This is a genomic window from Streptomyces sp. NPDC051109, assembly GCF_044455885.1.
Lineage (GTDB): Bacteria > Actinomycetota > Actinomycetes > Streptomycetales > Streptomycetaceae > Streptomyces.
The window spans coordinates 72,881-86,385 of sequence record NZ_JBITFF010000005.1; the positions used below are offsets into that span (position 1 = coordinate 72,881).

The following is a 13,505-nucleotide window of genomic DNA, read 5'->3' on the forward strand; positions in this document are numbered from 1 at the left end:
GCAAAGCGAAGAGATCCACGTCAAAGGACACCGCCGAGGGGTGTTCGCCGGGGGCGAACGGGGAGTTGGGAACATTGGGGGGCGCACATGCATTGAGTCGGCATAGCTCAACTTCACTGCCGGAGGGAAGATCATGGCTTCGACGTCCGTAACGCTCACTCTGCCCGTGCTGCCGCTCGACGACGAGGTCGTGCTGCCTGGGATGGTCGTTCCGCTGGACCTGTCCGACGCCGAGGTGCGGGGGGCCGTCGAGGCCGCCCAGGCGGCGGTCCGGAGCGGGAAGCCCCGGGTGCTGCTCGTACCGCGGGTCGACGGGAAGTACGCCGGCACCGGTGTGCTCGGGACCGTCGAGCAGGTGGGGCGGCTGTCCGACGGTGACCCCGGGGCGCTCATCCGCGGTGTCGGCCGCGTCCGGATCGGGGCCGGGACCACCGGCCCGGGGGCGGCGCTCTGGGTCGAGGGCGAGAGCGTCGACGAGAGGCTGCCCGATCCGCTGCCGGGGTCGGTCACCGAGCTCGTCAAGGAGTACAAGGCACTCGCCACCAGCTGGCTCAAGAAGCGCGGGGCCTGGCAGGTCGTGGACCGCGTCCAGCAGATCGAGGGCGTCTCGGCCCTCGCCGACAATTCCGGGTACTCGCCCTTCCTGACCGTCGCTCAGAAGGTCGAGCTGCTGGAGACCGCCGACCCCGTCGCCCGGCTCAGGCTGGCCGTCGCCTGGCTGCGCGACCACCTCGCCGAGCAGGACGTCGCCGAGTCCATCGCCAAGGACGTCCAGGACGGCGTCGAGAAGCAGCAGCGCGAGTTCCTGCTGCGCCGCCAGCTGGACGCCGTCCGCAAGGAACTGCGGGAGCTGGGCGGAGAGAAGGACGGCGAGGAGTCCGACGACTACCGGGCCCGCGTCGAGGGCGCCGACCTGCCCGAGAAGGTACGGGAGGCCGCGCTCAAGGAGGTCGACAAGCTGGAGCGGTCCAGCGACCAGTCCCCGGAGGGGTCCTGGATCCGCACCTGGCTGGACACCGTGCTGGAACTGCCCTGGAACGAGCGGACCGAGGACGAGTACGACATCCGCGGCGCGCGGGCCGTCCTGGACGCCGAGCACGCCGGGCTGAACGACGTGAAGGACCGCATCACCGAGTACCTGGCCGTGCGCAAGCGGCGTTCCGAGCGCGGCATGGGCGTCGTCGGCGGCCGCCGCGGCGGCGCCGTACTGGCGCTCGTCGGGCCTCCCGGCGTCGGCAAGACCTCCCTCGGGGAGTCCGTCGCCCACGCCATGGGGCGCAAGTTCGTACGCGTCGCCCTCGGCGGCGTCCGCGACGAGGCCGAGATCCGCGGCCACCGGCGTACGTACGTCGGCGCCCTGCCCGGCCGGATCGTACGCGCCGTCAAGGAAGCCGGGTCCATGAACCCGGTCGTCCTGCTCGACGAGATCGACAAGGTCGGGTCGGACTTCCGCGGAGACCCGGCGGCCGCGCTGCTGGAAGTCCTGGACCCCGCCCAGAACCACACCTTCCGCGACCACTACCTGGAGGTGGAGCTGGACCTGAGCGACGTGGTGTTCCTGGCCACCGCCAACGTCCTGGAGGCCATCCCGGAGGCGCTCGCCGACCGCATGGAGCTCGTGCGCCTCGACGGGTACACCGAGGACGAGAAGGTCGTCATCGCCCGCGACCACCTGCTGCCCCGCCAGCTGGAGCGCGCCGGACTCGGCGCCGACGAGGTCGTGCTGCAGGAGGACGCCCTGCGCAAGCTGGCCGGGGAGTACACCCGCGAGGCCGGCGTCCGCACCCTGGAGCGCTCCATCGCCCGCCTGCTGCGCAAGGTGGCCTCCCAGCACGAGCTGGGGGAGCGGGAGTTGCCGCTGAGCATCGTGGCCGAGGACCTGCGCGCGCTCATCGGGCGCCCGCACCACGTCCCGGAGTCCGCACAGGACCCCGCCGAGCGGCGCACCGCCGTCCCCGGCGTGGCCACCGGGCTCGCCGTGACCGGCGCGGGCGGCGACGTCCTCTTCGTCGAGGCCTCGCTGGCCGACCCCGAGACGGGGGCCGCCGGACTCACCCTCACCGGGCAGCTCGGCGACGTGATGAAGGAGTCGGCACAGATCGCGCTCAGCTTCCTGCGCTCGCACGGCGCGGAGCTGGAGCTCCCGGTCGCCGACCTGAAGGACCGCGGCGTGCACATCCACTTCCCGGCGGGCGCGGTGCCCAAGGACGGCCCGAGCGCAGGCATCACGATGACCACGGCGCTCGCCTCGCTGCTCTCCGGGCGGCAGGTGCGGACCGACGTGGCCATGACCGGCGAGGTCTCGCTGACCGGTCGCGTCCTGCCGATCGGCGGCGTCAAGCAGAAGCTGCTGGCCGCACACCGGGCCGGTCTGACCACCGTGATCATCCCGAAGCGGAACGAGGCCGACTTGGACGACGTGCCGTCCGAGGTGCTGGAGGGCCTGGACGTCCACCCGGTGACGGACGTGCGCCAGGTCCTGGAGCTGGCCCTCACGGCGGACGCCGTCCCGGTGGCCGCCGCCGCCTGACCGGCCCGCGGCCCGTCCGGCCGGCAGTGCGACCGGCCCGGCGGATGCGGCCGCCGCGCCGGAGCTCACGGCCCGGGACCCCTCTGCGGCGGGGTCCCGGGCCGGTGGCGTGCCCGCTGCGAAATACTGGTGCCTCGGGACACCATCGATGGGAGCGGACGTGCACGGAAGCGAAGACCAGGAGTTCCTTGCCCTGGAGCGGGAGCTGTCCGTCTTCCTCCGGCGCGCCAGGGCCTCGTCCGGGGAGATGGCCCGCGCGCTCCATCCCGAGCTGGAGCCGGCCGCGTACGGGCTGCTGGTACGGCTGGAGGCCGCGGGCCGGCAGCGGGCCACCGAGCTCGCCGCGTACTTCGGTGTCGGCAAGGCCACCATGAGCCGGCAGCTGCGGGCCCTGGAGGTGCTGGGGCTGGTCGCGCGCGAGCCGGACCCGGCCGACGGCCGGGCCTTCCTCGTCGGCCTCACGGACGAGGGCCGGGAGCGTTTCCTGCGCGTACGGGGAGCCCGGCGCGAGCAGTACATGCGCAAGCTCGCCGACTGGGACCGGGGAGAGGTCGCGGAACTGGCCCGGCTCCTGCACCAGTTGAACCAGGGCGCGGAGTAGCCGCCCGAGCAGTCACGACCACGGCGGACGGCGACCGCCGCGGCTACAGCTCCGCGTACGCCGCCGACGCGTCGTCGTGGCGCTTGCCGCGCGTGCGGGGGCGGCCCGCGTCCGACTCCAGGGTGCGGACCCGGGCGATCAGGGACTCGGCGCCCTCCTTCCGGAGCACCGCGAGGCACTGGGCCCAGTCGCCCTCCCCGAACGTGTCCGTCCACCGGCTCGCCCCGTCGGTCAGCGCCGCCAGCGCCCGGACCCGCTCGCGCGGGGTCCGGCCCGTCACCGCCCGGGCGGCCACCTCCGGGTCCGCGGCCGCCGTGAAGAAGCCGCCCTCCGCGTTGCGCAGGGCGTCCGCCGAGGCCTGCGTCCGCAGCAGCTCGCGCGGGATCCGGTCCAGCCGGTCGTCGAGCACGGCCGTCACCTCGCCGCCGGGCGCTTCGAGGAGCAGTACGGAATCCGAGAGCACGAGGTGCTCCACGCACTCCTCGTCCCACCGCGCCATCACCACCGTCGCCTGCGGGGTCCGTACGTGAGAAAGGTCACAGGTGTCCCGGTGCGCGTCGGCGGTGCCGCGGACGGCCTCCGCCAGGATCCGGTCCAGCGGCATGTCCCGCCGCGATCCGGACAGTTCGGTCAATCGGCCTCCGAGCCGGGCCGCGAACCAGGGCACGCCGTGCGAACAGCCCACCTCGCCGCTCGGCGGGGTGACCCCGTCCAGGGCGACCAGGACTCCGCCGCCCGCGGCGGGCATCGCCGCCGATAGCCAGTCCTCGTTGGGGCGTTCCGGGCTGCCGGGGGCTGAGGCGAGGTCGATGCGCATGCGGGCATTCTGCCCGCCCCGCAGGTGTCGGACCTCGGAGCGGGGCGAAAGGTCCGTACCAATGCGGCGTCCGTCGGGCGCGCCGTATCCGCGCGGCCGACGCGGTGCCCGGCGGGCCTCCGGCGGCTGTGGGCGGGCATATTGCCAAAGCCCTCACCGATCTTTCAACCACCCGTCCATGACGGCCCCCTGCAGGCGCACCGCCGAGTTGGTCGCCAACTCATCCGTGATGTTCACTCGTTCGAGTGGCCGGGTGGGCGATGTCAGGCTCTCTCCCCAACACACTGCGAAGGTCTGAGGCGGTACGAGGGGGCAGGGGGCGTTTACTTGTTGACCGGCCGTTACCTCGGCCACACGAGTAGACGAGCACGAGCACACGTACAGGATTGCGAGCACCGGTGCAGAAGAAGCGGTCTCGGAAGAACGGCACCGCCACCGACGGACCAGCCCCCGCAGGACGCCCCGTCCGCGTGCGCAGCAGGCTCGTCATCGGCGTAGCCGTCGCCGGCCTCACCGTCCTCGCGGCCGGCGCCCCAGCCGTGGTCTCCGCGACGCGGGAGCTGAACGACTCCCAGCAGCTGGTCACGCTCGCCGAGCAGACCCAGCACACCCTCACCCTCGCGCACCTCCTCGGAGACGAGCGCGACGCCGTCGTCGAGTACGTGGCCAAGGGCCGCCCCGGCGCCCAGGCGAAGGGCCCCGTGCAGGAGCGCACCGCGCTCACCGACCGCCAGATCGCCGAGGTCCAGAACGAGGCCGACGAGGCGCTCGCCCGCGCCCTCGGCCGCGTCCAGGCCGTCCGCGCCGAGGCCGTCGACGGCAAGGGCAGCGCGCTCGCCGCACAGCAGGCGTACGCGGGCGTCATCGCGGAACTGCTCGCGCCGGGCGACCGGCTCGCCGAGCTGACCCCGCCGCGCGCCGTCGCCGCCCTCGCCACCACCCGACCGCTGGCCCCCCTCGGCCAGGCCGTGGAGCAGGCCTCCGCCACCCGCGGACTGCTGCTCGCCGCGCTGGCCGTCCCCCGCGGCGAACAGCCCTCCAACACGGCCGCCGCGGACGAACTCAGCACCGCCGCCCAGCGGGCCCGCGTACGGGAGCAGGCCGCGCTCGACGACTTCAACCGGGTCGCGCGGCCCGACGTGCGCCAGACCCTCGCCGCCACCGTCACCGGACCCGACGTCAAGGCGGCGGACGACTACCTCAAGCGGCTCACCGAACGGCCCACGCTCTCCACGGCCGACCGCCGGCTCGACGGCGCCGCCGTCGCCCCGTCGCTCACCGCCCGCATCGACCGGATGCGGTCCGTCGAGGCCACCCTCGCCGGGCAGCGGGCCACCGCGCTCGCCACCCTGCGCGACGACGACGTGACCCGGCTGGAGATGCTGGTCGCCGTCCTCGGGCTGCTGTTCCTGGTCGCCGTCGGCTTCTCGACGGCCGTCGCCCGCTCGCTGACCCGGCCGCTGTCCGTACTGCGCCGCGGCGCGGCCCGGCTGGCCACCCCGGAGGGCTCCGTCGAGCCGGTCCGCTTCACCGGCCGCAACGACGAGTTCGCCGAGGTCGTACGCCACCTCAACGCGGTCCGCGACCAGACCGTCTCCCTGCACACCCGGATCGCCGGCCTCGACGCCGACGGGCGCCGGCTCATCGGCCGCAACGAGGCGCTCTCCGCGGCCCGCGAGACGCTGGAGCGGGAACTGACCGCGAGCCGGGAAGCGGTGGAGCAGGAACTGGCGCAGCTGCGGGCCCACCTCGAAGAACACCGCCGCATCATGTCGACGACGTCGGTCTCGCTCTCGCTGCGCACGCTGGGGCTCGTGGAGCGCCAGCTCGCGGTCATCGAGGAGCTGGAGTCCAAGGAGCAGGACCCGGACCGGCTGGCGACCTTGTTCAAGCTGGACCACCTGGCGACGGTCATGCGCCGCCACAACGAGAACCTGCTGGTCCTGGCCGGCCAGGAGCACGGCCACGGCGCCGGGGCCGGACCGGTCCCCCTCGTCGACGTGATGCGGGCCGCGGTCAGCGAGATCGAGCGCTACGAGCGCGTCGACCTGGCGGCGCTGCCGCCGTTCACGCAGGTCGCCGGGCATGCGGCCGACGACATCTCGCACGTCCTCGCCGAACTGCTGGAGAACGCGACGACGTTCTCGCCGCCCGAGGCCAAGGTACGGGTCTCCGGGTGGCTGCTCGACTCGGGTGACGTGGTGCTGTCCGTCGTGGACGAGGGCATCGGGGTCACCGGCGACCGGCTGGAAGCGCTGAACGCCCGCCTGGCCACGCCGGAGGCCTACGACGAGGAGCCGGAGGCCGAACACGGCCTCGGCCTCGGCCTGTACGTCGCGGGCCGCCTCGCGGCCCGCCACGGGGTCACGGCCGAGCTGCGCGCCGGACGGCACGCGGGCACGGAGGCCCTGGTGGTCGTCCCGGCCTCGCTGCTCCCGGCCACGCCGCCGAGCTCGCCGGTGCACACGTACGCCACGCCCGCGCAGGGCGTGCCGGAGCTGCGGCTGCCGGGCGTGATCGCAGAGGCGAACGAGAACACGATCCCGGGGCGCCGGATGCCGGAGCCCCCGGCGGTGGAGCGGGAAGCGGAGGCGTCGGCGCAGGCCGGCCAGGCCCCCGCCCCGGCTGCCGAGCCCTTCCGGGACCCGGGCCCCGAGGCGGACGCCGAGCTGCTGCGGGGCATGGAGTGGGACCCGGTCGCACCGGACGGCGCGGACGAGCCGACGCCCGCAGGCACCGACACGGGCCAGGGCCCGGGCCAGGGCCTCGCGCCGACCGCGGAAGCGGAGCCGGAGCTGGTTTCGGATCTGGACTCGGACCCGGTCTCGGCCCCGGACCCGGACCTGGTTTCGGACCCGGAGTCGGACCCGGTCTCGGCCCCGGACCCGGACCTGGTTTCGGACCCGGTCTCGGAGCCGGAGTCCGCCCCGGTCTCGGAGCCGGACTTCGCGTCGGGCGCGGGCCTGGCTCCGGACTTCGGGCCGGATCTGGCCGGGGGGCTGGAGCCCGACGCGGCCGGGCACGCCCCGGCGGCGGACGGTCAGCTGCCCCCCGCCGACCAGGTGTTCACCGCCGGCCGCGGCCTCGGTGATCCCGCGGAGGTACTGCCCCCCGCCGACCAGGTGTTCACCGCGTCCGGCGGACCGGCCCCGGCCGAGGAGCTGCTGGCCCGCGTCGTCCCGGACGCCGCCCCGGCGGCGGAGCCCGAGCTTCCGGGCGCCGACCAGGGGGTCACCGCAGCCGGCAGCCCCGCAGAGGCCCCGGGCGAGCCCGATCCCGGCGAAGAACTCCTCGCCCGGGTCGTCCCCGACGCAGGACCGGACGGCTTCGCCGGGCCCGACCCCGACCCGGCGGCCCCCGACCGGCTGCCCGCTGCCGGCCCGCGGGCCGACGTACCGGAAGCAGGACTGCCGCTGCCCGGGGACCCCGCCACCGCCGTCGCCCCCGACGGCCCGGCGGAGCCCCACCGGCACGCGCCCGACGAGGCCGACTGGGTCCCCCGCCAGGGGAGCCACCCCGACTCCGGGCCGGAGGCGGCCGTCACCGGCAAGGGGCTGCCCAAGCGGACCCCGCGCACGGTGGGCGCGAGCCGCCCCGAGGCCGCGCGGCCGCCCGCGCCGCCGCGCCGCGTCGACGCCGACGAGCTGCGCCGCCGGCTCGGCGGCTTCTACCAGGGGACGCGGGACGGACGGCGCGTCGTGGCCGCCGAACTCGCACAGGACACCGACCAGGGGGACACCGCACAGGAGGCACGCACATGACCGCGCCCAGTACGTACGGACTGAGCACCCAGGCCCGCAACCTGCAGTGGCTGCTGACCGACCTGGTCGAGGAGGTGCCCGGCGTCAACTCCGTCGCCGTCGTGTCCTCGGACGGGCTCCTGCTGCTGTCCTCCGACCCCGGGGGAGCGGCCGCGGGCCGGAACCCCGCGCGCACCAAGGGTCCGCGCGGCGCCTCCGCCGACCTGGCGACCATCGTCTCCGGCCTCGGCAGCCTCACCACGGGCGCCGCCGAGCTCATGGAGGGCGGGGCGGTCAAGCAGACGATGGTGGCGATGGAGCACGGCTCCGTCTTCGTCATGGCCATCAGCGACGGTTCGCTGCTCGGCGTGCACGCCACCCCCGACTGCGACATGAGCGTGGTGGCGTACCACATGGCCCTGTTCGTCGGCCGGGCCGGCCACGTCCTGACCCCCGAAGTCCGCAGCGAGCTGCGCCAGTCGATGGAGAAGACCCCGTGAGGAGTACGGCCTCGGCGGCGTCCGCTTCGGCGTCCGACCGCCTGCCGATACGCGGAGCCGACCGCCGGCCCGCCCGCGTCCGCCCGTACTCCCTCACGGGCGGCCGCACCCGCTTCGCGCAGGTCCTGCACGTGGAGACGTTCGTCGCCGCCTGCGACACCCGGGCGTCGGAGCCGCAGCGGCCCGAGCCCGAAGACCGCATGCCCGAGATGCCGGCGATCGTCGAGGTCTGCCGCCGCATGCGCACCATCGCGGAGATATCCGCCCTGCTGAAGCTGCCGCTCGGGGTGGTCCGCGTCCTGGTCAGCGACCTCGCCGACCAGGGGCGGATACGCGTCTACGGGACGGGGCACGGCCCCGGGCGCCCCGAACGCGCGCTGCTGGAAAGGGTGCTCAGTGGTCTTCGCAGTCTCTGACCCGCCCGTCGGCACGCCCGTCGCGATACCCGGCCACGCCGGGACCGCCTGGGACGACGAGCCCGTCCAGCCCTGGCAGTACGACCGCTCCCGCGCACCCGTCGCCGTCAAGGTGCTGGTCGCGGGCGGCTTCGGCGTCGGCAAGACCACCTTCGTGTCCTCCGTCTCCGAGATCACCCCGCTGCGCACCGAGGCGGTGATGACCCAGGCCGCCGCCCCGACGGACGACCTGTCCGGCACCCCGGACAAGAGCACCACCACCGTCGCGATGGACTTCGGCCGCGTCACCCTCGCCGACGACCTCGTGCTGTACGTGTACGGGACCCCTGGCCAGGAGCGCTTCTGGTTCATGTGGGACGACCTGGTGCGCGGCGCCATCGGCGGCGTCGTCCTGGCCGACACGCGCAGGCTGCGCGACTGCTTCCCGGCGCTCGACTACTTCGAGAGCTGCGGTCTCCCGTACGCGGTCGCCGTGAACCACTTCGAGGGCTCGCCGTCGTACGAGCCGGAGGACGTGCGCGAGGCGCTGACCGTCCCGCCGAACGTACCGGTGCTGATCATGGACGCGCGCAGCCGGGAGACGGTCGTCGAGTCCCTGGTGACCCTGGTGGGCCACGCGCTGGACGCGACCCCCGAATAGGTCCCCCGCGCCGCCCGACCGGCGAACCGCCGAACCGCCGAACCGTCGAACCGCCGAACCGACACCCGAATCGAGAACGTGAGATGCGCAAGATACTCGTCGTGGGGGCCGGCCAGTCCGGTCTCCAGCTCGCCCTCGGCCTCCAGGCGAAGGGGTACGAGATCACCCTCATGTCCAACCGGACGGCGGACGAGATCCGCACCGGTCGGATCATGTCCACGCAGGTCATGTTCGACACGGCGCTCCAGCACGAGCGCGACCTCGGGCTGAACTTCTGGGAGCGCAGCGCCCCGCGGATCGAGGGCATCGGCGTGTCCGTGGCCGCCCCGGACGGCTCGCGCCCCGTCGACTGGCTCGGCCGCCTCAAGGGGTACGCGCAATCCGTCGACCAGCGCCTGAAGATGGCCGGCTGGCTCGACACCTTCGTGCAGCGCGGCGGACAGCTGGTGATCCACGGCGCGTCCGTCGCCGACCTCGACTTCTTCTCCCGTACGTACGACCTGGTGCTGGTCGCCGCCGGCAAGGGCGAGCTGGTGTCGATGTTCGGGCGGGAGGCGGCGCGCTCCCCGTTCGACGCACCGCAGCGCGCACTGGCGGTCTCGTACGTGCACGGGCTCGAACCGCGCCCCGAACACCCGGAGACGGAAGCGGTGCGCTGCAACCTGGTCCCGGGAGTGGGCGAACTGTTCGTGATGCCGGCGCTGACGACGTCGGGGCGGGCGGACATCCTGTTCTGGGAGGGGATCCCGGGCGGCCCGCTCGACGTGTTCCGCGGGGTGCACGAGCCGGCCGAACACCTCGCGCTCACGCTGGAACTGATGGAGAAGTTCACGCCCTGGGAGTACGCGCGGGCGGCGAACGTGGAGCTGACGGACGCGGGCGGCACGCTGGCCGGCCGGTACGCGCCGGTCGTCCGCAACCCGATCGGCCGGCTGCCGGGCGGCGGCCTGGTGCTGGGCGTCGCCGACGTGGTCGTCGCGAACGACCCGATCACAGGACAGGGCTCGAACTCCGCGTCCAAGTGCGCGGCCTCCTACCTGTCGTCGATCCTGATGCACGGGGACAAGCCGTTCGACGAGGCCTGGATGAAGGCCACCTTCGACAAGTTCTGGTTCACGACGGGCAAGCCGGTGACCCAGTGGACGAACGCGATGCTGGGCGTCCCGCCGGAGCACGTGCTGAACCTGATCGGGGCGGCCGGGCAGCTCCAGCCGGTGGCGGATCGTTTCGCCAACGGCTTCGACAACCCGGCCGACTTCGACGCGTACTTCTACGACCCCGAAGACGCGCAGGACTACTTGGCGGAGGTCGCGTCGTCGGCCGGAGCCTCCTCGGCGAAGTAGCCGGCGTCGCCGCCGTCCGCGGGCGAGGCAGCGGGGAGCGGCGGTGCGGTGAACGCGGCGAGCGGGGCCGCGTCCGCATCGGGCCGTACGGCGCCGAGCAGCGGATTGGCCGCGATGGGGGACACCTTGACCTTCGCGCCGGGGCGCGGGGCCTGGATCACCTTTCCGTCGCCGACGTACAGGGCCACGTGGGTGGCGGTCGGGAAGTAGACCACCAGATCGCCGGGGCGCAGCTCGTCCAGGGGCACCTTGGGGAGCTGCGCCCACTGTTCCTGGCTGGTCCGGGGGATGGACCGGCCCGCGTGCGCCCAGGCCCGCGAGGTGAGCCCGGAGCAGTCGAAGGACCCGGGCCCCTCGGCGCCCCACACGTACGGTTTGCCGATCTGCTCGGTGGCGTAGGTCAGGGCGGCGCCGCCCGCGGCCGTGGGCGTACGGGGGGTGTCGCCGAGCCGTCCGGAGTCCAGCAGCTCCCGCTGCGCGGCGGCGGTGTTCGCGGCCTCGCGGGAGCCGAGCCCGGCGAGCTGCTCGGGGGTGAGCGAGGCGAGGACCTGCTCGACCTCCTTGAGCTTGCGGTCGACCTCCTGTTTGTGGCGCTTGCGCTGCGCGGTCAGGTTCTGGCGGGCGTCGAGGGACTTGCGGGCGGCGGTGGCGAGGAGAGCGGCCCGGTGCTCGCTGCGGGTGAGCCGGGCCAGCACACCGGCCCGCCGGGCGCCCTCGCGGGCGGCGAGCCGACGCTGGTCCTGGGCGGCCTGGGGGTCGCCGGTGAGCAGCATCCGGGCGTACGGGGAGAAGCCGACGGCGCCCTGGTACTGCTCCCGCGCCACCCGCCCGGCGGCGGCCTTCTCGGCGCCGAGGTCCGTACGGGCCTTCGCGAGCTCGGCACTGAGTCGCCGCTCCTCGTCCTGCCCGGCCTTGAGCGCGAGTTCGGTGGCCTTGTACCCCTCGGCGGCGGCTTCGGCGTCCCGGTAGAGCCCCTGCAGCCGCGTGAGCAACTCCCCGACCCCGAGCCCCTGGAGGGCGCCGGCTCCTGTGCCGCCGGCTCCTGTGCCGCTGGCCCCTGTGCTGCCGGCCCCTGCGGCGCCGGGCCCCGGTAGCGCACCGGCCGCTCCGCTGCCGGGCTCCTGCCTGGCGGCCGCGCCTGCGTCCTCGGGGTTCCGCTTGGCGGCCGCGCCTATGTCGAGGGGGTTCCGCGGGGTGGCGGTCTGCGCGTCGGCGCCGTCCCCCGAGCCGGGCCCCTGCGCGGCGGTGGCTCCGCGGGCGCCGGGGGTCCGCCCGGAGGCGGTGTGCCCCGGGTCGGGGTGCTGCGCCGCAGGGGCGGTCTCCGCGGCGGTGGCCTGGGTCGAGCCGTGGGCCTGCCGGGCGGTGGTGCCCCGGGTGCCTGCGGGGTCGGCGGCGCGTGCGGTGGTACGGGGCTTCGGGGTCGTGGCGGCGGCCGAGGCCGCCAGGAAGTCGGGTACGGACCCGGCGTGCGTGACGGGGAGCGGCCCGGCCGACACGAACAGGGCGGCGATGCAGGCGGCACGGAGCACGCGGCGTGACATGTGATCACCTCCAGGCCGCCGATGCTGCCACGCCCGGTATGACAAATCCCCCACCGGGGACGGCCAGTTCCCCGTGCCCACCCGTCCGGCCCACCGCTGCCGCAGGCAGGGCCCCATCAGGCCCCCTGGGCGCGGCACCGGGCAGCCGGACCCTGCGGTCGGCCTCGGCCTCGGGCCGCCCCCTCCGTGCAGCGCGGCTTCGGATGGGCCGGGGCCGGGGCCGAGGCCGGGGGCCGGGGCGGGGCACGGCCATGGCGGCTGTCCGGGTCCGAGAGGTGCTCGGGGTCCCGCCGCACAGCACGTCTTACGCCCCGGCCGGCACCCCGCCCCACCCCACCTCACCCCCGACCCGGTCGGTCCCGCGCCCCGGCGCATTCGGCCCGACGGCGTCCGGGCACGGGTCCGGGAGGAGCCCGGGAAACGCGGCGGCACCCGTGCCGCCGACCGGCAGGGCCGGGTGGCCGGGTGCCTCCGCGCCGGGCCCTCAGGAGTGGAGGAGGCGGGTCTTGGCTTCCTTGAACTCCTGGGGGGTGAGGAGGCCTTCCCGGGCCAGGTTGGCCAGTTGCGCGAGTTCCGTGGCCAGGCCGACGGGCGGGGGCAGGGGCCCGCCGCCGCCGGTGGTCGTCCGGCGCTCCGGAGCAGCCGCCTCGGCTCCTGCCGTCCGCTCCTCCTCCGGCGCATGGCCGACCGCCTCGTGTCCCGTCGGCTGCGGGCCGGCTCCTAGGCCCGCGGACCCGGTGGGCTCGGCGCCCGCCGCGTCGGAGTCGGAGGGGCCCTCCGCGTCACGTGCCACCGGCGGCCGGCCCGCCGCTCGGGCGAGGAGCCCTTGGAGGAGGGGGTGGCCCGTGGGGCGGCGGGCCGGCTCCACTCTCGTACCGACCGGGCGGATGAACATCAGGCCGCCTCCGTCCGCTCCGGCGGGATCCGGACCGAGCCCACGATGCGGCCGCCCGCCGCCCGTACCGCGATCGCCGCGTCCTCGGCCCACACGTGCTCCACGAGCAGCAGCAGCGCGCAGCTGCCCCGTTCCAGCAGCTGCGCCGACTCCTCGACGTCCTCGGCCCCGATCAGCTGCGCGGCCTCCCGGTGCCGCAGCAGGCCCTGCAACTCCATGAACTCGTCGAACTCCGCCGCCAGCACCTCACCCGCCGCCGTCTTCGTGACCACGAGCCCGTCGATCAGCCGTACGACCCCCGCCTTGCGCAACCCCATCACGGCCTCGACCGCCGGTACCCGCAGCTGCTCCTCCGGGAAGGCCAAGACGATGAATTCCACTGGTCCCATGTCTCGCCGCTCCCACTCGTGACCGATTCTGACTACTCCTCGGCACTCTATGACATAAGCGGACATACCATCCGTCCGCTTGCTACGTTTCCG

At 74.6% G+C, this 13,505-nt stretch carries 11 protein-coding genes; 7 read left to right on the top strand and 4 right to left on the bottom strand.

The window, feature by feature from the left end:
• The first annotated feature begins 133 nt into the window (after positions 1-133).
• Together lon and ACIBAD_RS11470 are read left to right on the top strand one after the other, a co-directional pair.
• Complete coding sequence (gene lon / locus ACIBAD_RS11465) at positions 134-2,530, top strand: endopeptidase La (RefSeq protein WP_398906038.1); 2,397 nt, start codon at positions 134-136, stop codon at positions 2,528-2,530.
• 148 nt (positions 2,531-2,678) lie between these two features.
• Entirely contained in the window at positions 2,679-3,131 is a 453-nt protein-coding gene (locus tag ACIBAD_RS11470; protein WP_030153656.1) for a MarR family transcriptional regulator, read from the top strand.
• 43 nt (positions 3,132-3,174) lie between these two features.
• Here ACIBAD_RS11470 and ACIBAD_RS11475 read toward each other — a convergent pair whose 3' ends face one another.
• Positions 3,175-3,948 (bottom strand): hypothetical protein, encoded by a 774-nt coding sequence (locus ACIBAD_RS11475; protein ID WP_398906040.1) that lies wholly within the window; start codon positions 3,946-3,948, stop codon positions 3,175-3,177.
• 470 nt (positions 3,949-4,418) lie between these two features.
• On the opposite strand from ACIBAD_RS11475, the gene ACIBAD_RS11480 reads away from it, so the two are divergent.
• From ACIBAD_RS11480 to ACIBAD_RS11500, 5 genes are all read left to right on the top strand, one after another.
• Complete coding sequence (locus ACIBAD_RS11480) at positions 4,419-7,709, top strand: nitrate- and nitrite sensing domain-containing protein (RefSeq protein ID WP_398906042.1); 3,291 nt, start codon at positions 4,419-4,421, stop codon at positions 7,707-7,709.
• Positions 7,706-8,188: a roadblock/LC7 domain-containing protein gene (locus ACIBAD_RS11485; protein ID WP_398906044.1), complete on the top strand. Its 483-nt coding sequence runs from the start codon at positions 7,706-7,708 to the stop codon at positions 8,186-8,188. Before ACIBAD_RS11480 ends, ACIBAD_RS11485 begins: the two co-directional genes overlap by 4 nt.
• The gene (locus tag ACIBAD_RS11490) at positions 8,185-8,604 is read left to right on the top strand and encodes a DUF742 domain-containing protein (protein ID WP_134074406.1); all 420 of its coding nucleotides are present in this window, start codon (positions 8,185-8,187) and stop codon (positions 8,602-8,604) included. Before ACIBAD_RS11485 ends, ACIBAD_RS11490 begins: the two co-directional genes overlap by 4 nt.
• 25 nt (positions 8,605-8,629) lie before the next feature.
• Entirely contained in the window at positions 8,630-9,244 is a 615-nt protein-coding gene (locus tag ACIBAD_RS11495; RefSeq protein WP_134074407.1) for an ATP/GTP-binding protein, read from the top strand.
• Positions 9,245-9,327: 83 nt separating this feature from the next.
• A complete protein-coding gene (locus ACIBAD_RS11500) occupies positions 9,328-10,587 on the top strand; it encodes a styrene monooxygenase/indole monooxygenase family protein (RefSeq protein WP_134071277.1) in 1,260 nt (419 codons plus the stop codon).
• Here ACIBAD_RS11500 and ACIBAD_RS11505 read toward each other — a convergent pair.
• The 3 genes from ACIBAD_RS11505 to ACIBAD_RS11515 form a co-directional block, all read right to left on the bottom strand.
• Positions 10,539-12,128, bottom strand: coding sequence for an NlpC/P60 family protein (locus tag ACIBAD_RS11505; protein ID WP_398906047.1), 1,590 nt, complete (start codon positions 12,126-12,128; stop codon positions 10,539-10,541). The genes ACIBAD_RS11500 and ACIBAD_RS11505 overlap by 49 nt on opposite strands.
• Positions 12,129-12,612: 484 nt before the next feature.
• Positions 12,613-13,023 carry a hypothetical protein gene (locus tag ACIBAD_RS11510; protein ID WP_398906049.1) on the bottom strand — a complete coding sequence of 137 codons (411 nt, stop codon included), beginning with the start codon at positions 13,021-13,023 and terminating at the stop codon, positions 12,613-12,615.
• A complete protein-coding gene (locus tag ACIBAD_RS11515) occupies positions 13,023-13,412 on the bottom strand; it encodes a DUF6325 family protein (protein ID WP_134071271.1) in 390 nt (129 codons plus the stop codon). The genes ACIBAD_RS11510 and ACIBAD_RS11515 overlap by 1 nt, the downstream gene beginning before the upstream one ends.
• Between the last annotated feature and the right edge of the window lie 93 nt (positions 13,413-13,505).